Origin of the sequence: Paenibacillus ihumii (assembly GCF_001403875.1) — a bacterium.
GTDB classification, from domain to species: Bacteria; Bacillota; Bacilli; order Paenibacillales; family Paenibacillaceae; genus Fontibacillus; species Fontibacillus ihumii.
Genome location: NZ_LN884299.1, coordinates 1,673,456 through 1,693,950 on the forward strand (window position 1 = coordinate 1,673,456; position 20,495 = coordinate 1,693,950).

General features: G+C 50.4%; 21 protein-coding genes and 1 other annotated feature. Of the genes, 18 read left to right on the forward strand and 3 right to left on the reverse strand.

Features of this window, described 5'->3' with window-relative positions:
* The 4 genes from resB (at nt 1) to BN2762_RS14985 (ending at nt 5,149) form a co-directional block, all read left to right on the forward strand.
* Nucleotides 1-1,677, forward strand: a complete 1,677-nt coding sequence (resB, locus tag BN2762_RS14970) for a cytochrome c biogenesis protein ResB (RefSeq protein ID WP_055107735.1) — start codon at nt 1-3, stop codon at nt 1,675-1,677.
* Nucleotides 1,674-2,927: a cytochrome c biogenesis protein CcsA gene (ccsA, locus tag BN2762_RS14975; RefSeq protein ID WP_055107736.1), complete on the forward strand. Its 1,254-nt coding sequence runs from the start codon at nt 1,674-1,676 to the stop codon at nt 2,925-2,927. Before resB ends, ccsA begins: the two co-directional genes overlap by 4 nt.
* 62 nt (nt 2,928-2,989) lie before the next feature.
* Nucleotides 2,990-3,706, forward strand: coding sequence for a response regulator transcription factor (locus BN2762_RS14980; protein WP_055107737.1), 717 nt, complete (start codon nt 2,990-2,992; stop codon nt 3,704-3,706).
* Nucleotides 3,707-5,149 carry an ATP-binding protein gene (locus tag BN2762_RS14985; protein ID WP_055107738.1) on the forward strand — a complete coding sequence of 481 codons (1,443 nt, stop codon included), beginning with the start codon at nt 3,707-3,709 and terminating at the stop codon, nt 5,147-5,149.
* Nucleotides 5,150-5,299: 150 nt separating this feature from the next.
* Here the strand turns inward: BN2762_RS14985 and serA are convergent, their stop codons facing one another.
* Nucleotides 5,300-6,889 (reverse strand): phosphoglycerate dehydrogenase, encoded by a 1,590-nt coding sequence (gene serA, locus BN2762_RS14990; protein WP_055107739.1) that lies wholly within the window; start codon nt 6,887-6,889, stop codon nt 5,300-5,302.
* Between the two features lie 348 nt (nt 6,890-7,237).
* Nucleotides 7,238-7,467, reverse strand: a binding site (T-box leader).
* A gap of 146 nt (nt 7,468-7,613) precedes the next feature.
* On the reverse strand, nt 7,614-8,525 hold the full coding sequence (locus tag BN2762_RS14995; protein ID WP_055107740.1) for a hypothetical protein: 912 nt from the start codon (nt 8,523-8,525) through the stop codon (nt 7,614-7,616).
* Nucleotides 8,526-8,636: 111 nt separating this feature from the next.
* Between BN2762_RS14995 and BN2762_RS15000 the strand changes: the two genes are divergently transcribed.
* The 3 genes from BN2762_RS15000 to BN2762_RS15010 all read left to right on the forward strand — a co-directional run bounded on the left by BN2762_RS15000 (nt 8,637) and on the right by BN2762_RS15010 (nt 10,230).
* A complete protein-coding gene (locus tag BN2762_RS15000; protein WP_055107741.1) occupies nt 8,637-9,236 on the forward strand; it encodes a CPBP family intramembrane glutamic endopeptidase in 600 nt (199 codons plus the stop codon).
* The gene (locus BN2762_RS15005; RefSeq protein ID WP_055107742.1) at nt 9,229-9,702 is read left to right on the forward strand and encodes a hypothetical protein; all 474 of its coding nucleotides are present in this window, start codon (nt 9,229-9,231) and stop codon (nt 9,700-9,702) included. Before BN2762_RS15000 ends, BN2762_RS15005 begins: the two co-directional genes overlap by 8 nt.
* Nucleotides 9,703-9,813: 111 nt before the next feature.
* A complete protein-coding gene (locus tag BN2762_RS15010) occupies nt 9,814-10,230 on the forward strand; it encodes a pyridoxamine 5'-phosphate oxidase family protein (protein ID WP_055107743.1) in 417 nt (138 codons plus the stop codon).
* A gap of 117 nt (nt 10,231-10,347) precedes the next feature.
* On the opposite strand, the gene BN2762_RS15015 is transcribed toward BN2762_RS15010, so the two are convergent.
* Nucleotides 10,348-11,187: a polysaccharide deacetylase family protein gene (locus BN2762_RS15015; protein WP_055107744.1), complete on the reverse strand. Its 840-nt coding sequence runs from the start codon at nt 11,185-11,187 to the stop codon at nt 10,348-10,350.
* Between the two features lie 105 nt (nt 11,188-11,292).
* On the opposite strand from BN2762_RS15015, the gene BN2762_RS15020 reads away from it, so the two are divergent.
* From BN2762_RS15020 to der, 11 genes are all read left to right on the forward strand, one after another.
* Complete coding sequence (locus BN2762_RS15020) at nt 11,293-11,658, forward strand: hypothetical protein (protein WP_055107745.1); 366 nt, start codon at nt 11,293-11,295, stop codon at nt 11,656-11,658.
* A gap of 189 nt (nt 11,659-11,847) precedes the next feature.
* Nucleotides 11,848-12,465: a genetic competence negative regulator gene (locus BN2762_RS15025; protein ID WP_055107746.1), complete on the forward strand. Its 618-nt coding sequence runs from the start codon at nt 11,848-11,850 to the stop codon at nt 12,463-12,465.
* A gap of 78 nt (nt 12,466-12,543) precedes the next feature.
* Nucleotides 12,544-13,254, forward strand: coding sequence for a glutamic-type intramembrane protease PrsW (gene prsW, locus BN2762_RS15030; RefSeq protein ID WP_055107747.1), 711 nt, complete (start codon nt 12,544-12,546; stop codon nt 13,252-13,254).
* Nucleotides 13,255-13,310: 56 nt separating this feature from the next.
* A complete protein-coding gene (locus BN2762_RS27315) occupies nt 13,311-13,460 on the forward strand; it encodes a hypothetical protein (protein WP_187386534.1) in 150 nt (49 codons plus the stop codon).
* 103 nt (nt 13,461-13,563) lie between these two features.
* On the forward strand, nt 13,564-14,931 hold the full coding sequence (ypeB, locus tag BN2762_RS15035) for a germination protein YpeB (RefSeq protein WP_055107748.1): 1,368 nt from the start codon (nt 13,564-13,566) through the stop codon (nt 14,929-14,931).
* 224 nt (nt 14,932-15,155) lie between these two features.
* Nucleotides 15,156-15,809, forward strand: coding sequence for a flagellar brake protein (locus BN2762_RS15040; RefSeq protein ID WP_055107749.1), 654 nt, complete (start codon nt 15,156-15,158; stop codon nt 15,807-15,809).
* 108 nt (nt 15,810-15,917) lie between these two features.
* Nucleotides 15,918-16,127: a hypothetical protein gene (locus tag BN2762_RS15045; RefSeq protein ID WP_055107750.1), complete on the forward strand. Its 210-nt coding sequence runs from the start codon at nt 15,918-15,920 to the stop codon at nt 16,125-16,127.
* 128 nt (nt 16,128-16,255) lie between these two features.
* Nucleotides 16,256-16,966: a (d)CMP kinase gene (gene cmk / locus BN2762_RS15050; protein WP_055107751.1), complete on the forward strand. Its 711-nt coding sequence runs from the start codon at nt 16,256-16,258 to the stop codon at nt 16,964-16,966.
* Nucleotides 16,956-17,525: a lysophospholipid acyltransferase family protein gene (locus BN2762_RS15055; RefSeq protein ID WP_055107752.1), complete on the forward strand. Its 570-nt coding sequence runs from the start codon at nt 16,956-16,958 to the stop codon at nt 17,523-17,525. Before cmk ends, BN2762_RS15055 begins: the two co-directional genes overlap by 11 nt.
* Before the next feature lie 136 nt (nt 17,526-17,661).
* Nucleotides 17,662-18,894, forward strand: a complete 1,233-nt coding sequence (gene rpsA / locus BN2762_RS15060; RefSeq protein WP_055107753.1) for a 30S ribosomal protein S1 — start codon at nt 17,662-17,664, stop codon at nt 18,892-18,894.
* Nucleotides 18,895-19,161: 267 nt separating this feature from the next.
* A complete protein-coding gene (der, locus tag BN2762_RS15065; RefSeq protein WP_055107754.1) occupies nt 19,162-20,484 on the forward strand; it encodes a ribosome biogenesis GTPase Der in 1,323 nt (440 codons plus the stop codon).
* Nucleotides 20,485-20,495 lie beyond the last annotated feature (11 nt).

A 20,495-nucleotide genomic window follows, 5' to 3' on the forward strand; every position in this document is an offset into this window, starting at 1 on the left:
TTGATTACGAATACGAAATGCGAATGCGGGCACCAGAATCCTGTAGGAACGGTGCTCTGCGAGGCTTGCGGCAAGCCGCAGCACGAAGAGCCGGGAGGCAATTCCAGCGAATTGCTGGAGATGCGCTATGACGGGGTAGCGCGGCGATCACAGCGCGCCAACCCTAATTTCATTGATAAAATATGGAATTTCTTCTCCTCCGTCAAGGTAGCGGTGTATTTGATCAGTATTACATTGGTCGGAGCCATGCTCGGGACGGTGTTCACCCAGGAGACGATGTTCATAAATATCGATCCTTCCGTCTATTACAAGCAGAAGTATGGAACCATCGGCGAAATTTACTACTTACTCGGATTATCCGACACGTACAATTCCTGGTGGTTCATTCTGCTGCTTGTCATGATCGGTGCATCGCTCGTCATCTGCAGCCTCGACAGGGTGCTACCGCTATACCGGGCGTTGTCCAAACAGAAAATACGCAAGCATATGCAGTTCTTGACCCGGCAAAGAGTCGTATATCAGGGACCGATCTCCGGGCACGGAGAGGAATGGGTGCAGCAAGCTATCGCTCCACTGAAGAAGAAGGGCTACCGCGTTCACACCGACGGAGCGGCTCTGCTCGCAGAGAAGCAGCGTTTCAGCCGCTGGGGACCGTACGTGATCCATATCGGCCTGATCGTCTTTCTGCTTGCCGTGCTGTTCCGGGGCCTGCCCGGCCTTCATATGGATGAGCACTACTGGTTCACCGAAGGGGAGATTACACCGATTCCTGACACAAATTACTATTTGAAAAATGAGAAATTCACCGTGGAATACTACACGGAGGACGAAATGTCCGAGGAATTCAGGCAGAGAGGGAAAGCCGTTCCCAAGCTGTTTGAAACGAAAGCGGTACTCTATAAATGCGTTGACAACTGCAATAATCCGCTGGAGGAACCGGAGCTTGTGGAGGTCGACCGGCATAATATCCGCGTCAATGATCCCTTAAACTACAAAGGCTTCCAGGCTTACCAGTTCGATTTTGAGGAAACCGCAGAAATTCGCTCCGTATCGCCGACGCTTGTGGATCAGGAGACAGGCGAGCATTACGGCAAATTCACGCTCAGAATGAACGATCCCGAGACGGAGTATGACGTAGGACCTTATCATTTGAAGCTGAAGGACAAATACCTGGACTTCGATTTGGATGAGAACAAGAAACCGATTACGAAGTCCGGCGAGCCGAACGCGCCCGCCTTCTTGTTCACGATAACCGGACCGGGCTTGCCTGAGGACGGGGGGCAATTTATTTATTTTCCGTACCTGGAGCAGCAGAAGTTCTTCGGCCAAGACAAGCTGAATGAAGCGCTTGGGGGCGTCAACAACAAGCTAAGATTCGATTTGCTTGCCATGGAGGACGTGGACTTCATTCGTTCCAAGAGTTATTTGAATATCCGCATCGATCGCGCCATGCCGTTCGTATGGACCGGTCTTGGAATCGTCATGCTCGGACTTATTATGGGCTTCTATTGGCAGCATCGCAGAATATGGCTGCGCGTCGATGGGGATGTCCTGACCCTGGGCGGACATACGACCAAGAACTGGTTTGGAATGAGGAGGGAAGTGTCCTCCTTCTTGAAGAGCATGGGGATTGAAGTGGATGAGAAGTCATTGGATAACGGAGGAAACCGGTCATGAATCTTTTAGATATTAGTAAACAGGCATTTGTCATAGCATTTTTGCTCTATTGTGTGGCATTTTGTTTCTATGTGGTGACAATTACGGGGAAGAAGTGGAAGAATCACGAGCCGCAGCAGCATGAGCGCAAATGGGGGAGAGTTTCGTTTGTTACCTCTACGCTCGGTTTGATCACTCATTTGGTATACGTTATCACGAGATGGGCTTGGTCAGGACATATTCCGGTCAGCAATATGTATGAATTTATGTCCTTCCTGTCCTTGATGATCATGCTGGCCTTTACGATCTTATACTTGATTTACCGCAAAGCCTTGCTCGGTCTGTTCGCTACGCCGCTGGCGATAATCATCATGGCTTATGCAGCGGTATTTCCAAGCGACGTGCAGCCGCTGATCCCATCCTTGAACTCGATATGGCTGTACATTCACGTGACGCTTGCCGCAGCCGGGGATGCCTTCTTTGCTGTTTCCTTTGCCGCGGGACTGATGTACCTCCTGCGTACGGTTGACTTCAAAGGCACCGATAAATCAGCGCGCCGGCAGAAACGTTGGCTTGAAATTACGTTTTATTCTATTATTATAGTAGTGGGATTTATCGTGTCGGTTTTTGCATTCCGTGCCTCGGGATACGAAGCTGTATTCACGCCTAAAGCCGCGCCTAATGAAACCGCGAAGGTCAGCTCGGCCAGAGAGGTATACAACCTGCCGCCGATCGTCGCTCCGCATAACAGCCAGCTGGAAAGCGCAGATTCCTTCCTTGGCTTCAGCAAGCCGCTGTTTGAGGTTCCTGGTTGGTTCAAGGGCGTGAATGCGGGCCGCAAATCGAATACGATAGTATGGGCGCTCATTACGGGGACGATTCTGTATGGCCTGTTAAGGCTTATTTTACGCAAGCCGCTTAGCGAGGCATTGTCGCCGGCTCTGAAGGGCATCGACGCTGACGATCTGGATGAAATCAGCTATCGGGCGATCGCCATCGGTTTTCCGGTGTTCACACTGGGAGCCCTTGTCTTTGCAATGATATGGGCCCAGCAGGCCTGGGGCCGGTTCTGGGGATGGGATCCCAAGGAAGTATGGGCACTCATTACCTGGTTATTCTATAGCGTGTATCTCCATTTACGGCTCTCCCGGGGATTCCACGGCCGCAAAGCCTCCTGGCTTGCCGTATTGGGATTTCTGGTTGTCATGTTCACGCTCGTAGGCGTTAATTTGATCATCGCCGGTTTGCATTCATACGCGGGCACGGACTAATGATATAATTTAACCATTGCTAGCGCTCAAGCGATTGGAAGATGATGAAGGGGTTGTTGTTCATGTCAGATCAAGAAAACCGCATTCTCGTAGTGGACGATGAGGAACGTATTCGCCGTCTGCTCAAAATGTACTTGGAAAAAGAGGGGTATGAAATTGATGAAGCGGAAGACGGCGAGACCGCTCTCAAGAAGGCAACCTCGAATGATTACGGCCTGATCCTCCTGGATGTTATGCTGCCCGGAATCGATGGGGTCGAGGTGTGCAGCCGCTTGCGCCAGATCAAATCGACGCCGGTGCTGATGCTTACGGCCAAGGGGGAAGAGATTAACCGGGTACAAGGGTTTGAAGTCGGGGCGGACGATTATGTTGTTAAGCCGTTTAGTCCCCGTGAGGTGATATATCGCGTTAAAGCAATCATGCGGCGTGCATCGGCCACGGCCTATTTGACCAAAGAGAGCGGAACCAGCAACAATATCGTGTTTCCTCATCTTGTCATCGAGCATGATGCTCACCGGGTAACCGCAAGCGGGCAAGAGGTCAGCCTTACGCCGAAGGAGTATGAGCTGCTCCATTACTTGGCGACTTCACCGGATAAAGTATTCTCCCGCGAGGAGCTGCTCAAGGACGTATGGAATTACGAATTTTTCGGCGATCTGCGGACCGTAGATACTCACGTGAAGCGGCTCCGCGAGAAGCTGAACAAGGTGTCGCCGGAATCAGCAGCCATGATCACTACCGTCTGGGGCGTAGGCTATAAGCTGGAGGTCGCGAAATAAGTGAGCTTCTGGAGAACGCTTGTAGGTAAACTATGGATTACAATCATCGGTCTCGTGGCCTTTGTGTTAATGAGCATGGGGTTGTTTCTGCTGCCCTATATCGATACGAATTTCACCGATCCTGTAGCGGTCAAGAAGCTGTTTGTCATTGTGGCGATCATCGGTTTTTCGTTGACGACGTTTTTTGCCTTATTCCTCTTCACGAAGATCACACAGCCGATGCAGCAGCTGATCAGCGCTGCCGACGCGATCCGCAAGGGGAAGTACGATACGCGGCTGTCGTTGCAAACGAGCGATGAAATCGGTGAACTGGCCAACACATTTAATCATATGGCTGAGGAGCTGGAGAATACCATCCGCAGCCTAAACCATGAGAAAGAACACCTGTCCAGCGTTTTAAGAAGCATGAATGATGCAGTGATTACGTTAGATTGGGAAGGGGCCGTCATTCTGACCAATCCTCCGGGGGACCAACTGCTGCAATTGTGGAGCGATCTGCCGGATGAAGAGAATGATGCCCTTCAATTGAATATACATGGCGAACGGTCGATGGCGATTCCGAAGCCGCTCATTCCGATGTTCCATAAGGTGCTGGATCAGGAAGGGGATCAGAGTGACAATATTCACGTCAAGCAGAGCGTGTGGTCGGTGCATATGGCGCCGCTCTCATCAGACGGGGAGGTTAGAGGCGCTGTAGCCGTGCTGCGGGATGTTACCGAAGAGGTGCGCCTGGAGAAAATGCGCCGGGACTTCGTAGCCAATGTCTCGCATGAGATCCGGACGCCGCTATCCATGATGCAGGGGTACAGTGAAGCGCTGCTCGATGGAATGGCGGCTTCCCCGGAGGAGAGCCAGGAGCTGGTGCAGGTCATTCACGACGAGTCCCTGCGCATGGGCCGATTGGTGCGCGATTTGCTCGATTTAGCCCGGATGGAAGCGGGCCATACCGATATTCCGATGCACCGGGTGGACGTAAGGGAGCTCATAGAGCGCGTGTACCGCAAATTCGCGGTACGGGCGAAGGAGCATAATATCCAGCTGGAGCTGGAGCTGGGCAGCGGAGCGATGATTGCCGAAGCCGCGAACGAGGACCGTTTGGAGCAGGTGCTGACCAATCTGCTCGACAATGCCTTCCGGCATACCCCGGAGGGGCGCAGCATCTATATCGCCGCGGAAGCCCAGGAAGGCAAGCAAGGGCCTGAGCTGCATATCTCGATACGCGATGAAGGCTCCGGCATTCCGACCGAGGATTTGCCTTTTGTGTTCGAGAGATTCTACAAAGCCGATAAGGCCCGGGTTCGGGGAACCGCTGCCGGAACGGGGCTTGGTCTCGCCATTGTGAAAAATATCATCGATGCTCACCACGGTTCGATCCAGGTGTATAGCGGTGTTGGCAAAGGGGCGAATTTCCATATCGTCCTTCCTGTCGAAAAGGTTCAATAATCGTAAAAACATCCTTACCTCGTAAGGATGTTTTTTGTTGAAAATTTACTGATCTCGAAGATAAATCTTGTTAATCGTGGAACAGCAGAAAAGGGCCTCAGACGGGTGAATACTACGTCTGAAGCCCTTCCTTAATGTGCAGGCTGATTATTATTTAAATTCGATTTGCAGAGCAGTGTTCAGCTCTTGCAGGCTCATTAATTCATCAAGCACTTTCTTGGAAACCGTCTTGTCCACGGTCAGCACCATGATCGCCTCGCCGCCGATAATTTTGCGTCCAACTTGCATGGAAGCGATATTTACATCATTTTTACCGAGCAAGGTCCCTACGCTTCCTACAATGCCAGGCTTATCGTTATGAGAGATAAAGATCAAGTTGCCTTCCGGAGCAATATCGACTGGGAACTTGTCAATCCGTACGATCCGTGCGCCATATTCTTTCAACAAAGTGCCCGCGATGCGGCGGTCTTTGCCGTCTTCTGTTTTCAGCGTAACACTGATGCGGTTCGTAAAGCCTTTACTAGCCGAGGATTGCGATACAACCACATCAATGTCGCGTACCTTGGCGAGGTGCACCGAGTTGACGATGTTCACATCGTTGCCGAAGTGGCGGGACAATACACCTTTGATGATGTAGCGCGTTAATGGTTGAGTATCCACCTCTGCCAAATCGCCGGCGTATTCGACATGAATTTCATTCACAGCCTGGTTGTTCAACTGGGCAGCAAATGCGCCGATTTTCTCGCCAAGCTCGAAATACGGCTGCAGCTTGTTCATAACGCTTGCTGCCACTGGCGGCATGTTGACCGCATTCTTGAACGGCTCGTTGCGCAGAATGTGCAGCACCTGCTCCGACACGTCGATCGCTACGTTCTCCTGAGCCTCTACGGTTGAAGCGCCCAGATGCGGGGTAACGATTATTTTCGGATTGTGAAGGAAAGGATGATCCGGTGCAGGCGGCTCCTGCTCAAATACGTCGAAGGCTGCACCGGCAACGATACCTTTATCGATCGCTTTGACCAGCGCTTGTTCATCGACAACGCCGCCGCGCGCGCAGTTGATGATGCGCATGCCTTTCTTCATGACCTCGAACTGCGGAGTGGAAATCATATGCTTCGTCTCCGGAGTCAACGGGGTGTGAATCGTAATGAAGTCGGCGTTGCGCACGATTTCGTCGACGGTAGCCAGCTTTACGCCTAGCTTCTCGGCGCGTTCCTCCGTCATGAACGGGTCATAGCCGAGGATGTCCATGCCGAACGCCTTGGCGCGTTTAGCGACTTCGCTGCCGATCCGGCCCATGCCGAGAACGCCCAGCTTCTTGTTGCGCAGCTCCACGCCGAGGAACTTACGATCCCAGGTTCCTTGGATCGTCTTAGCGTAAGCTTGCGGAATATGGCGGGCAAGAGCCATCATCATTGCAAAAGCGTGCTCACATGTCGTAATCGTGTTGCCGTCAGGAGCGTTGATCACGATGATACCGCGTTTGGTGGCTGCATCCAGATTTATGTTATCGACACCGACGCCTGCACGGCCGATCACTTTCAGATTGGTTGCGGCTTCCATGATTTTCTCGGTAACTTTCGTCTGGCTTCGTACGAGCAGCGCGTCGTAGCCGGGAATGATTTGGATGAGCTCATCCTCCGAAAGTCCCGTTTTTTTCTCTACCACAACGTCGCTTGCGTCCATCAACTGCTGAATTCCGAGGTCGCTGATGGGATCTGATACTAGTACTTTAAACATGATTTCTTTTCCTCCTAAAAGTTTTGTATATAGCATTGCTTCTTCGAAAGTCATCGATACAAAACTCTCTTCGGAAGCATTCGCTTAAGTTTTGTATATAGCATTGCTTCTTCGAAAGTCATCGATACAAAACTCTCTTCGGAAGCATTCGCTTAAGTTTTGTATATAGCATTGCTTCTTCGAAAGTCGTCGATACAAAACTCTCTTCGGAAGCATTCGCTTAAGTAGGAATACTATGGCCCGGTACCGTTCCAGCGCATTAGAGAAGCGCAGCAGCAGCGCTTAAAAATGCCCAGCAATCGGCTGTTCAAAAGCAAAAAAACTCTCAATCCGCACACTACTTCCGTAGTAAGGGACGAGAGTTGTTCGTGGTACCACCCTAATTCGCTGCATCCTCACAGATAACAGCCTCAGTTGTCATTATGACATGTTGATAACGGAGTTCCTCCGACTGCGCCTACTAAGGATCGTTCAACGCAATTACTCAGGATCGCTGGAGTTCCCATTCCGCTACCGGTTTGCAGCACCACCGGCTCTCTGTAAGCTTCGCGACAACTCGTTTCCTTCATCGTGTTTTGCAAATGCAATTTTTCATAATGTATCATGATCGGAAGGAAAGTGTCAATACCCGACATGATGAGGGCCGGAGGAACCTTGAATAAGCTTGGTATTTTGGTTATGATTTTAATATTGTCGAAATGGCTGAGGATACACGTCGCGGCCTCTATTGCTCAGTGAAGAAAGGCAGCTCGGGCATGAACTCGGCGGCATAATACGTCGATTTCCACCTTAGGAATTCCTTGCCATGGACGGCTTCGGTATCCGTAAGCACCTTGACGATCGAGGAGACCGAATTCAGCTTCAGGGAGCTGGCTTTGCCGCTATCGATCATTTGGTCGATTTTTGCCGTCATATCCTGCGGGAGGTAAGATACATATAGATGGCTGCCCGCCATTAGATCGCTGACGATTTTATTTTTAACCGCGAGCGGGTAATTCGACCATTCCTTAATGCTCATCCCGTCCTGGAAGGCAATATCCGCCGGGATGGATTTATTGCTCTTAGCGGCCCATTTCATCATGGACGTATAATATTTCTGCTGGGCATTTAGTCCGTACTTCTCGGCATTTTTCGTAAACTCGTCTTGGGCGAGCAATTTGGCAAGCTGAGCTCCGCTCTGATTGCCGACCTCGATCCGGCCAATGCTCTCATCAAACAGCTTCAAGCTTTTCAAGACATCCGTTTGTGCATCTTGTAACAAGGGTGAAGACACGGTAATGGACTGCGCTTGAATCTGATCATACTGCTTGCGGGAGGCGCTGCGGATATCCTTCATGATCCCGATCGAGGTCAGCCGGGAGTCGCTGCGGCTCAGCTGATCAATCAGCCCGAAATATTCATCCTTGAACTGCTCGTATGGCTGAAAGACAACATAGTAGTAGGCGACGAGATCCTGCTGTTCATAGGAAGCTGTCGTTTCGAAGCCGACCCGGTCCGTCAGATGGGCGTATTTGGCCTCGGTCTGTTTGATTCCCATTTGGAGCCCCAGGAAGAAGGTGCCGAAGGCGGCGACTAGCGTGAACAGGAACCCGAGCATGAATAATAGTTCGAATCGAAAAGATTTTTTCTGCATCATCAAAACGCTCCTCTTACAAGTTTTTTTCAGTCCAAGAGCACTAAAGCTTATAATGCCTGGTACCGTAATTGTGTTTAGAACTATAGTAAAGGACAGGGTTTGACGAATACTATGAAAAAAGACAAGTTTCGCAAAATAAAAATTCAAAAAGTCGATCCCGGTCAGCTGAATGAGCGCTTATTATTGATTAATTTATACCTTACTCAGGGGCTTACTTTATTTATCGGAATCATTATTTTGTTTTTTCAGAAGCGAAGCGGGATTGCACTGCTTCAGTTTCCGGAAAATTATCGATTTCTGCTGTGGGGATGTGGGCTGGCTGCCGTCATGTTCGGCATCGACTTTCTGTTGTCCAGATTCGTTAAAGAGGAGAGTCTGGATGACGGGGGAATTAATGAGATGCTCTTCCGCAACCGCCCGATTTGGCATATCGCCGTAATTTGCGTCGTTGTGTCGATTTGTGAAGAATTGCTGTTTCGCGGAGCGATTCAGCACGGAATCGGACCGTATTGGACGAGCATTATTTTTGCATTGATCCATATTCGTTATCTCAGGCACTGGATTCCGACGGGGTGGGTATTTCTAAGCAGTTATGCCTTGGGATACATCTATATTCAGACGGGTACGTTATGGGCTCCGATTGTGTGCCACTTCCTCATTGATTTCATATCGGGACTCGTCATCAAATATCGTGGAGGAGAAAATGAGTGAACGCTTGAGCAGGATGGAGCGGTACGGTCAGCGCCGCAATCCGAAGGACAGACAACAACGAACCGGGGCCGCCCGGAAGCATCCAGAGCAGCATAGATCGAGCGAAGCTAAAGCTAGGGTTCCCGTAAGCAGCCCAGTCAAATCCAAAAAAACAGAGGGCAAGCAGCCCGTGCGCGGCCAACGCGTCGAGGTTATCCCAGCGGCGGACATGAGCCCTGCAGCGGACAATGCCTTCCCTGCCACCCCATATGCATTGCACCCGCTTAGCCCCCAGGCGGAGAGAGAGGAGGCAGATGCTGTAAGTGTCCAGGAGCTGCCCTCCCGGCGGGAGGTCTACCCTTCCCAGCGGGTCAAGCTGACGAGATATTTTTTTAACACATTGCTATTTATCTTTATCGCTGTCATGGTGGCTTTGTTCTGGTGGGGCATCAGCGAATCGCCATGGGGCGTGAGCAATGGTTTATAGCATAGCTGGCTGTATTTGCGATATCTGCACATTGCAATATGGTGGTTCAACTTGCTCGAGATGGGTACGCTATAACAAGAAACCCATTATATACTGAGGAGTGATGCTGCCATGGGCCAGGCTCAATTGGAGCAGAATATTATCCAGGCTATAGAGAAGAATAAATTCTGTGCTATGGGGACCGTGGAGAACGGGAAACCCAAAGTCCGCTATATGGCGATTTATAACGAAGGGATGAGTATTCATCTGGCGACTAACCGCAAGACGCATAAAATCGAGGAGCTGCGGGACAACCCGAACGTCTGCCTGCTGCTTGGTTACGAGCTGGGCGGGACGAAGGAGGTCGTCGAGATTGAAGGTACTTGTGAGATTACGAAGAACGCTCAACTGCGCCAGCAGGTATGGAATGATGATCTGAGGCCATGGTTTGCCGGCCCGGACGATCCGAATTATGTTATTCTCGACGTAACGCCGACGCGTATAGAATATACGGCACACGGCTCTGATCCGCAGATGTGGAGGCCGTAAAGTGTCATTAGCGATTTGAACTCCATCCGCCGTCAAATAAACAAGGGGCATCCCCGGTCTGCTTTAGACCTTCAGGGATGCCCCTTGCTGCCGTCACGATGACGGGATATTGCTTTCTTAGGACTCCGCAGGATGGGATATCATTCGCGGATCGACGAAGCCGTAGCCTTCGGATTTGATTTTTGTCAGCAGTTCATCCAGTGCTTCTGCCGTCCACGGCAGCTCATGCATCAGGATATTGCTGCCCGGGTGAAGCTGATCCATGATGTTGTTGACAACGCTTTCAGGATTATTGAATTTGGGATCCCAATCCATCGAATCGTTGGACCAAGTTATGTAAGTAAGATCGTTATCCTCGGTGATGCGATGCAGCGTTTCGTTGCTTGAGCCGAAGGGGGGACGGAAGAATTGCGGCCGTTCGCCGATGGTCTCTTCAACGATTTTCTGCACATCCTCAACCTGCTTTCGGGCGCTGTCTGCCGATTCCTGCTTCAAATCGATATGATCCCAGCTGTGGTTGCCGATCAATTGACCCCGATCATGAATGAGCCTAAGCAAATCGGGATTGCTCTGAACATGATAGCCGTTGACAAAAAAGATCGCCTTGGCTTCATGCTTGTCCAGCGTATCGAGCAGTTGCTCCAGCACTTCCTTTTCCTTAGGGCCGTCATCAAAGGTGAGCAGAACAACCTTCTTATCAGCGCCTTCGTTGTTCGGAATGACGCGGTACGCTTGATCGAAATGATACCCAGGTTCCGACAGCTGCTGATTGGCATCTTCCTCTGCATTCGAGTTACTGCCTCCATTCGGAGCGCCGTCGTTGGCCCCTGTATTCGTCTCCGCATGCTGATTTTGGCCCGCATTGGACGAAGCATTGCCGGCGGAGGAGCCGCTAACGCCGCAAGAGCTAAGGATCAGGCAGCAGGCCGCGATAAGCAGAAACATCTTGTTTAGCATATGATTTCACCTCCTTTCCGTGATTCTTCCTGTATTTAATGCGCATGAGTTTGAAGTATTGCGCGAACACTAAAAATGATTTTAACATATAAGGAGGTTTTTTGGGTGAAATCTGTCTCATTCTTATGTGGTGCATTGGTTGGAGCAGCGGCGGTCATTTGGTCAGCCAGAAGAAACGGCGGCAATCTGGGCCTAGGCAAGAATGGTATTATGAAGCTGGCAGGATTGTCGATGAATTCCGCAGGCAAAGGAAGTGGACAAGAGCAGCAATCTTCGCAAGGGCAAGGCATATTCAAAGCCGGTGAATCGAAGGAGTATCCCAGTTTCAGCTCTTCATCCTCGTCCGATGAGAGTCATTCGAAGGAATACAATCTGAAGCAGATTACGGACTTCATCAAGGGAAATGCGGATGTGCGCCGCGAGGTTGAGCAAATTCTGAAAGAGACGAATACAGTTATTCCCGGACTATAAAAACCTGCCGATTTATGGATCATTTTCTGCTCCTTAGAGGTCGAGCGGAAAATGATTCTTTTTTTGTCTATTTTATTGCGTGCATTTAAGTAAGATAAATGATAACATACTTACAAAGAACCATTTCCAGCACATATTACAGCACGTTTCATAATCTGTTATAACAAGGCTTGGGGAGGAGGATCCTGTATGAAAATTGAAAGACTTGGCCAAGATAAGATACGGATTTTCCTCACGTTTGACGACCTTAGCGAACGCGGCATTCAGAAAGAGGACATGTGGCAGGAAATTCCCAAGGTTCATGACCTGTTCACGGAGATGATGGATCAGGCTTACAATGAAGTGGGATTTGACGCTACAGGCCCGTTGGCCGTTGAGGTATTCGCGCTTCCTGCTCAAGGAATGGTCGTCATAGTGACGCGCGGTAAATACGATCACCACCATGGGATCGGATCGCACTATGAGGATGAATTACCGGATGAAGTCTATGAGATGGAAGTAACGCTGGAGCAGAGCGACACGATTCTATATTCCTTTGATGATTTTGAAGTTTTGATTGAAGCGGCTCACGTTCTGCGGCCTATGCTTACGGAAGCTGGCAGACTATTTAAATATAATGGGAAATGGGTTCTTCAACTAGAGCCGGAAGAGCTGGAGGAAGGAAGACATCCGGCGGTAATTGCGGTGCTCGCTGAATTTGGCGAGGCGACGTCGGTAACACCGGCCATGCTCGAGGAGTACGGCAACCAGGTCATGTCCGAGAACGCAATTGGGGTTATTTGCAGTAATTTCAAGCGTCAGGACTAAGGCGATGATGCGATGTATCTTCTATTGGATCCGTCAGAGTATGAATAGTTGTGTCTGGTCGATAAGGGGGGAATACCGTTGATTTTTTTCTCGATTGCGACCGCAGCGGTAGCCCCCGGAATCGCCTTGTTAACTTATTTCTACCTTAAGGACAAGTATGAAGCCGAACCGTTGCATATGGTCATCAAGGTTTTCTTGCTGGGCTTCATTATCATTCTACCGGTAATGATCATTCAGAGCGGTTTGATGCTGTGGCTCGGAGAAGGCTCTTTGGTCAATGCTTTTATCATTTCCGCCGGCGTTGAAGAGACGCTGAAATGGTTCGTACTGTTCCATATGATCTATAATCATACGGAATTCGATGAGCCCTATGACGGCATTCTGTACGCTACGGCCATTTCGCTGGGCTTTGCTACGGTAGAGAACGTCATTTATTCCTTCGCACAGCAGGCCAGCGTTGGAACATTGATGCTGCGGGCATTGCTGCCGGTCTCAGGCCATGCTATGTTCGGCGTGATGATGGGCTATTACATGGGCCGCGCCAAATTCTCTACGGGCAGGGACAGCCGAAGATTTCTTGCATATTCCCTGCTGCTGCCCTTATTCTATCATGGTGTTTATGACTGGATTCTGGATAATATTACCCATTACTGGATTTGGTATATTATTCCGCTCATGGCATTTTTATGGTACGGAGGCATCGGGAAGATGTATAGGGCTAACAAGAGGTCACCCTTCCGGCGGCTGCTGGAGGACAGGGTTAACAATACCGAAAACAGGGCATCCTAATGACAGTTTATTGGCGATAGCATATATCGCGAGACTGAAGGGGGTGCCTTTTTTTAGTGCGTGTTAAAGTGAAAATCATCTGCAAAACATGCGGCGAGCGCTTCATTCTGCGCGGCAGAAAGGAGCGGGGCCAGATTGAGACCGGGTTCAAGCAATGTCTTTGCGATAACCGCCATGATTTTGTCATTGAAGAGGACATGCTTTGATAACAGTCTGAAGAAGTTTTTTGCGGAGCCGTGAAAAGTGAATAATCTTCCTTCCTTCAAGTCAAACTAACTTCAGTTCGTTGAAGGAAGGAGTGTATATGATATGTATAAACGTTTGAGTGCCATATTATTTCCGATCGCCACAGTTTTGTTAATCGGTGCTTTAATGTGGGGCTATCAAGAAAACCAAGAAAAAAACTCGATTCTGATCAAAGCGGAAAACCAATATCAGCGGGCTTTTCACAATTTGTCATTCCATGTCGACAAGCTGCATGGAGAGCTGGGGAATACACTCGCGGTGCACAGCGCTTCAACGGGGTCTCAGCGCAAGGGCTTGGTCAACGTCTGGCGAATTACGAGCGAAGCGCAGAACGAAATTAACCAGCTGCCATTAACCCTGCTTCCTTTTAACCAGACGGAGGAATTCCTGTCCAGGATTTCCAGGTTTTCTTACCAGGCGGGGGTTCGCGATCTCACCAAGCAGCCGCTCAGCGAGAACGAGATGAAGAATTTAAAGGAGCTCTACAAGAGTTCTGCCCACATATCCAAGCAGCTTCAGGAGGTACAGGACAAGGTCATCTCCAAGCGCCTTCGCTGGATGGACGTGGAGACGGCGCTTGCCAACCCGAACGAGCAGCGGGACAATACGATTATCGACGGGTTCAAGACGGTAGACAAGCGTGTCGGAGAGTACCCGGAGCTGGAGTGGGGGCCATCTGTTTCGAGCATTTATGACAAGCGATCTGTAAAGAAGCTTGGAGGCCAGCCCGTCACGGTGAATGATATCAAGACCAAAGCAGCCCGGTTCGCCGGGGTTCATTCCGGCAACAACATTCAAGTGATTGAGAATGGCAAGGGAACGGAGTGGGCCTCGTATACGGCCAAGGTTCAGGGGGGAAGCGGCTCTGAGTCCGTTACGCTGGATTTCACGCGCCATGGCGGCCATCTGATCAATTACTGGAGCGACCGGCATATCGGGCCGAAGGCTATCTCCCACCAGCAGGCCAGGGACAAGGCAGATCAATTTCTGAAAAACAAAGGCTATAACGATCTGACGCCGGTGACTTACGATGAATACGACAATATCGGCAGCTTCACATTCGTTAGAAAGGATGGCGACGTGCTCATCTACCCGGAGAAAATTTCCGTCCGGGTTGCTTTGGACAACGGGCATGTAGTAGGCATGCAGGCGAGCGATTATGTCTATGAGCAGCAGAGCGGCAAGGATCTGAAGCTGTCTAAGCCGAAGCTCACTCTTGAGCAGGCTCGCAAATATTTGAATCCCGAATATAAAGAGCAGTACAACCGCCTTGCGCTGATCGAAAACGATTTGTCCGAGAAGGTGCTGACATACGAATTTGGAGGGGCCATAAACGGCTCGCGCTACCGTATTTACCTGAATGCTGACAACGGAAACGAAGAGGTTGTTGAGCAAATCCGCGACGGCCGTGCGAAGCAGGGTTCGAGGTAAGCATCATTTGCGGCGGACAGGCCGGTGGATAGCATGTTAGACGCAGGATTGGAGCGAATCGCTCCAATCCTTTTTATGCTGACTATAAGCTTGGTATGGATTTGGAGACGCCAGCATGTAAAATGAATTTACATCGATTGGGGTTTTTCTTGTTGATCCAGTAGACCTATGCCATGATATAATAAAATAGTAATTATTATTTAGAAACAAGGTGGTGGAGGGGCTTGTTTCCTAGTGTAAATGACCTGTTGCATATTCAGGTCGCATCGGCAGACGGCAATGACAAGGACAAGGAATACAAGTCACGTATCGCCGATGTCGAGGATGACACGCTTCTGGTCGAGGTTCCGATCGAAAGCGGCAGCGGACGAATGAAGCGGCTGCATATGGGGGACGAGCTGGCGGTCTACTTCATAACCGCCGAGGGAGTCAAAAATTATTTTAATACATATGTTCTCGGCTTTGCGGATGACATCGTGCAGCTGGTAAGAATCAGAAGGCCGGACCCCGAGACGATTACTAAAGTGCAGCGGCGGCATTTTCTGCGAGTCGTGGCCAAGCTGGATATCGCAGTCAAGCTTAGCGACGGCAGACGTTTCGTAGCATTGACCGAGGATGTAAGCGGGGGCGGAGTATCTCTGATTACCGAAGGCCAGTACGGCCTGTCCGAGGGGGAGCCGCTTTATTGCTGGCTGTTGTTGAACTACAAGAACGGCACCATCGATCATGTTCCCTTTGAGGCCGAGATCGTGCGCACAAAAAAGCTTGAGACCGGGCGAATGATGGCGATGCTGAAGTTCGTCAGCATATCCGATATGGAGAGACAGAAGCTGATCCGGTATTGCTTCGAACGCCAGTTTGATTTTAAGAACCGTTAGCGCCAACCGCTAGTGCCCGTGCGCGTAAGGTGAAGATGCCGATAGACTGGCAGCTCCCTGCTTTGGATATGATAAATTTAACAATCCAATGCGGGAGGAGTGAGATGAATGCAAAGAGACAACGACGCCGAGGAATATACGGAGCTGTTCCTGTCATTCAGCAACCGGATGGAAGCGTGGCTCAGAAAAGCTTTGATCGCAACGCTCGCCGGGCTTTGCCTATGCCAGCTTCTGCTCCGAATTCCGGCTTTGAGAGCTTATATCGCTTCGGCCGACCGTTATGAAGGCGTGGCTATCGACCGCGCCGGAGAGCGATAATAAAAAGCAGGCTTGCAGACGGGCGGGCTTTCCCGCTTTTGCATCCAACCACGTTGTGTGGTATAATTTTCACGTCGCAGGCAATGCCTGCTTTTTTATTGAGACCGTGTTTTGAGGAGGCGTCCGCGTTGGCAGAGACAACGTCATCACACAACGGCAAGATCAACATCGCGATCGACGGACCTGCCGGTGCGGGGAAGAGTACTATAGCCCGGATGGTTGCCAGCATGCTGTCATACGTTTATGTCGATACCGGTGCCATGTACCGGGCCGCGACCTGGTATTTGCAGAAGCTTGGAATCGGGCCGGAAGAAGTGGATAGAGTGCTTCATTCGGTACAGAACTTGGGTATAGAATTAATACCGGGAGAAGACGGGCAGAAGGTGATCGTAAATGGTCAAGATGTGACCGCCGAAATCCGCTCTTTAACGGTGAGCTCCCAAGTGTCCCGATACGCGCAAATCGAAGGGCTGCGAAGCTGGCTTGTGTCTCTTCAGCGGGATATGGCGCTCCGCAAAGGCGTCGTTATGGATGGACGCGATATCGGTACGACGGTGCTCCCGGATGCTGAAGTGAAGGTGTTCATGACGGCGACCGTAGAGGAGCGCGCACGCCGCCGATTCAAGGAAATGCAGGATCAGCAAGGAATTACATTGGAAATGATCGCCCGCGATATCGCTGAGCGGGATCGGCTGGACCAAGAGAGGGAAATATCCCCCCTTCGTCAGGCTGAGGATGCGATTCTGCTCGATACGACGCGTTTGACGCCTCAGGAAGCAGCAGAGCGTATCGTTTCATTAAGCCAATCTTATGGGAGAGAGAACAGGAATGATTTATAGCTTTTGCCGTGGTGCATTATTACTTATTTATAAAGCGCTATTCCGTTTGGAGGGGAAAGGGCTCGAGCATATCCCCAAGGAGGGCGGCGTGCTACTCTGTTCCAACCATATCAGCCTGCTGGATCCACCGACGATCGGTGTCTTTTTGAAGCGGAAAGTACACTTCATGGCCAAGAAGGAATTGTTCGACATTTTCGGATTTGGCTGGCTGATTACGCAGCTTGGCGCATTCCCTGTCAAGAGAGGCGGGGTCAGCAAGGAGTCGATCAAGACGGCATTGACGATTCTGCGTACCGGTAAAGTCATGGGAATTTTCCCGGAAGGCTCCCGTTCCGGTGGAATGGGGAAGAGAGGAGCGGCGACCTTTGCGCTTCGCAGCGATGCCGTCATCATTCCCGTAGCCATTGTTGGGGGTTATAAGCTATTTAAGAAGACAAAGGTGATTTACGGAGCTCCAATCGATATTTCGGAGTTCAAGGAAGGCTCTGATCCAGATGCCGCAGAACGCGTAACGGAAATGATTATGTCCAGGATTGCGGAGCTTAAGGCTCAGGGATGACTGGATTGATGGCTGGACAAGAGTGTATAATGCATGAAGGCAGGAGACTTTTGGAAAGCTATCAACATCAAGTGTTTTGAACTTCGCTTCAAGCGGGTTTAAATAAATGGGTTGCTGAATTGAGGAGGGTATTGACATGTCGGAAGAAATCAAGAATCAAGAAGCTGTTGAAGCAGCGAACCAGGATGAACTGGATCAAATCGTATCCTTGAAAAAAGGGGACACCGTCAAAGGAACGATCGTCAAAATCGAGGACAACCAGGCTTATGTGAGCATTGGATATAAATATGACGGCGTTATTCCTATTCGTGAATTGTCCTCTGTTCATTTGGACAGCGCTGCGGATGCCGTTCAAGTAGGCCAAGAAGTCGAGACTAAAGTCGTTAGCATCGATGACGAGAAAGAGCGTCTCGTGCTTTCCAAACGGGCGATCGACAGCGAGAACGCATGGGAAGAGCTGCAAAAGCGCTTTGAAAGCCAAGAGACTTTCGAAGTTACCGTTGCCGATGTCGTTAAAGGCGGTATCGTGGCGGATGTTGGCGTGCGCGGATTCATCCCTGCTTCGATGGTAGAGCGTCATTTCGTAGAAGACTTCAGCGATTACAAAGGTCGTACGCTTCGCGTCAAAGTGAAGGAAATCGATCCAGAGAACAATAAAGTAATCCTGTCGCAAAAAGACGTTCTGGATGAGGAATTCGAAGCGAATAAGCTCAAAGTGATGAGCGAGCTGCAGGAAGGCCAAGTCATTGAGGGGACGGTTCAGCGCCTGACCCAATTCGGAGCGTTCGTGGACGTAGGCGGCGTAGACGGTCTGGTTCACGTATCCGAAATCGCTTGGAACCATGTTGATAAGCCATCGGATGTTCTTTCCGAAGGACAACAAGTCAAAGTCAAGGTACTTAAAGTGGACCCTGAGAAAGGCAAAATCAGCCTCAGCATCAAGGCTGCAACGCCTGGTCCATGGGAAACGGCTGGCGAGCAGTTTAAGACAGGAGACATCGTAAGCGGTGAAGTGAAACGCCTCGTCAACTTCGGAGCTTTTGTCGAAATTGCGCCTGGAGTGGAAGGACTCGTTCATATCTCGCAAATTTCCCATAAACATATCGGAACACCGCATGAGGTATTGAAAGAGGGACAGACGGTTCAAGTCAAGGTTCTGGATGTTAACACGGCAGAGCAGCGGATCAGCCTGAGCATCAAGGAGACGGAAGAAGCTCCAGCTCCGGCGCCGAAGAGCGAGAAGCCATCCAGAGGCAGCAGCGTTAGAAAAGAAGACTTGAACGACAACCCTAACGTTTCGCTGAACAATCAAGGCCTTAGCGTTACCCTTGGCGAGCGGTTTGGTGACAAATTGAGCAAGTGGAAATAGACGGGATTTAGCAGGCATAAGATCGGCGGCCCCCTAACACGGGTTCGCCGATTTTATTTTTTTAATGCTGTTTTATTGAGAGTAAAGAAAAAGCTCGCGGCTATAATAAAAACGTTTACTTTGCCGGAATATGAGCAAAACGCATGGATGAAATTAGTCATGAAACGTTAGCCAATTAGTGCTTTTTTTGCTATGATGATAATCGTGAATCATGGACTGCGCAAGCGTTTTGTTTAAATATACGAACAATAAATAGGAGGTAACGGTATGGCAAGACCCGTTGTGGCAATCGTAGGAAGGCCGAATGTAGGCAAATCAACGATTTTTAACCGGATTATCGGTGACCGGCTGGCCATCGTTGAAGACAAGCCCGGTATTACCCGCGATCGGATTTACGGCGTAGGTGAATGGAACGGCAAGCCGTTCAGCATCATCGATACGGGAGGTATTGAGCTTGGCGATGATGAGCCGATTTTGAAATCGATCCGCATGCAGGCTGAGCTCGCAATCGAGGAGGCGGATGTCATCGTCTTTATGTGCGATGCCAAGGCCGGGGTAACCAGCTCGGACGAGGAAGTCGCCAATTTATTGTATCGCTGCGGCAAGCCGGTGATCGTAGCGGTGAACAAGGTGGACAATATCGGACGAAGCGATCATATTTATGAGTTTTACAACCTGGGCTTCGGAGAGCCAATCGGTATTTCAGGCAGCCACGGCACTGGTATCGGTGATTTGCTTGATGCAATCGCAGAGAATCTGCCGGAGCTAACGGATGATGAATATGACGAGGATGTGATCCGTGTCGCGCTTATAGGCCGGCCCAACGTGGGGAAATCATCTCTCATCAATGCGATTCTTGGAGAAGAACGGGTCATCGTCAGCGATATTGCCGGGACGACCCGCGACGCGATCGATACGCCGTTTGAGAAGGATGGCCAGCGGTACGTGCTGATTGATACGGCAGGCATGCGCAAACGCGGCAAAGTCTACGAGACGACCGAGAAATACAGCGTCATGCGCGCGATGAAGGCGATCGAACGGGCTGACGTCGTCCTTGTGCTCATCAATGGAGAGGAAGGCATTATCGAGCAGGACAAGCATATTGCCGGCTATGCATTCGAGGCGGGCAAGGCTTCTGTGTTCGTCGTGAATAAATGGGACGTCGTAGAGAAGGACGATAAGACCATGCATCAGTTCGAGCAGAAGATCCGCGATCACTTCCTGTTCATGACCTATGCGCCGGTTGTCTTTCTATCGGCAAAAACCAAGCAGCGCCTGCACAGATTGCTGCCTGTCGTGCAGCATGTGGCGGATCAGCATGCGAAGAGGGTACAGACGCATCTGCTGAACGATGTTGTCTCCGATGCGATCGCCATCAACCCGCCGCCGACCGATAAAGGAAGAAGGCTGCGGATCAATTATGTGACCCAGGTATCTGTGAAGCCGCCGACGATCGTCGTGTTTGTCAACGATCCAGAGCTGATGCATTTCTCTTATGAGCGGTATTTAGAGAATAAGATTCGGGCCGCATTTGATTTTGAGGGTACGCCAATTCGGTTGTTCACACGCCGGAAGTCTGATGAAGGTTAGGAGAGGAAAAA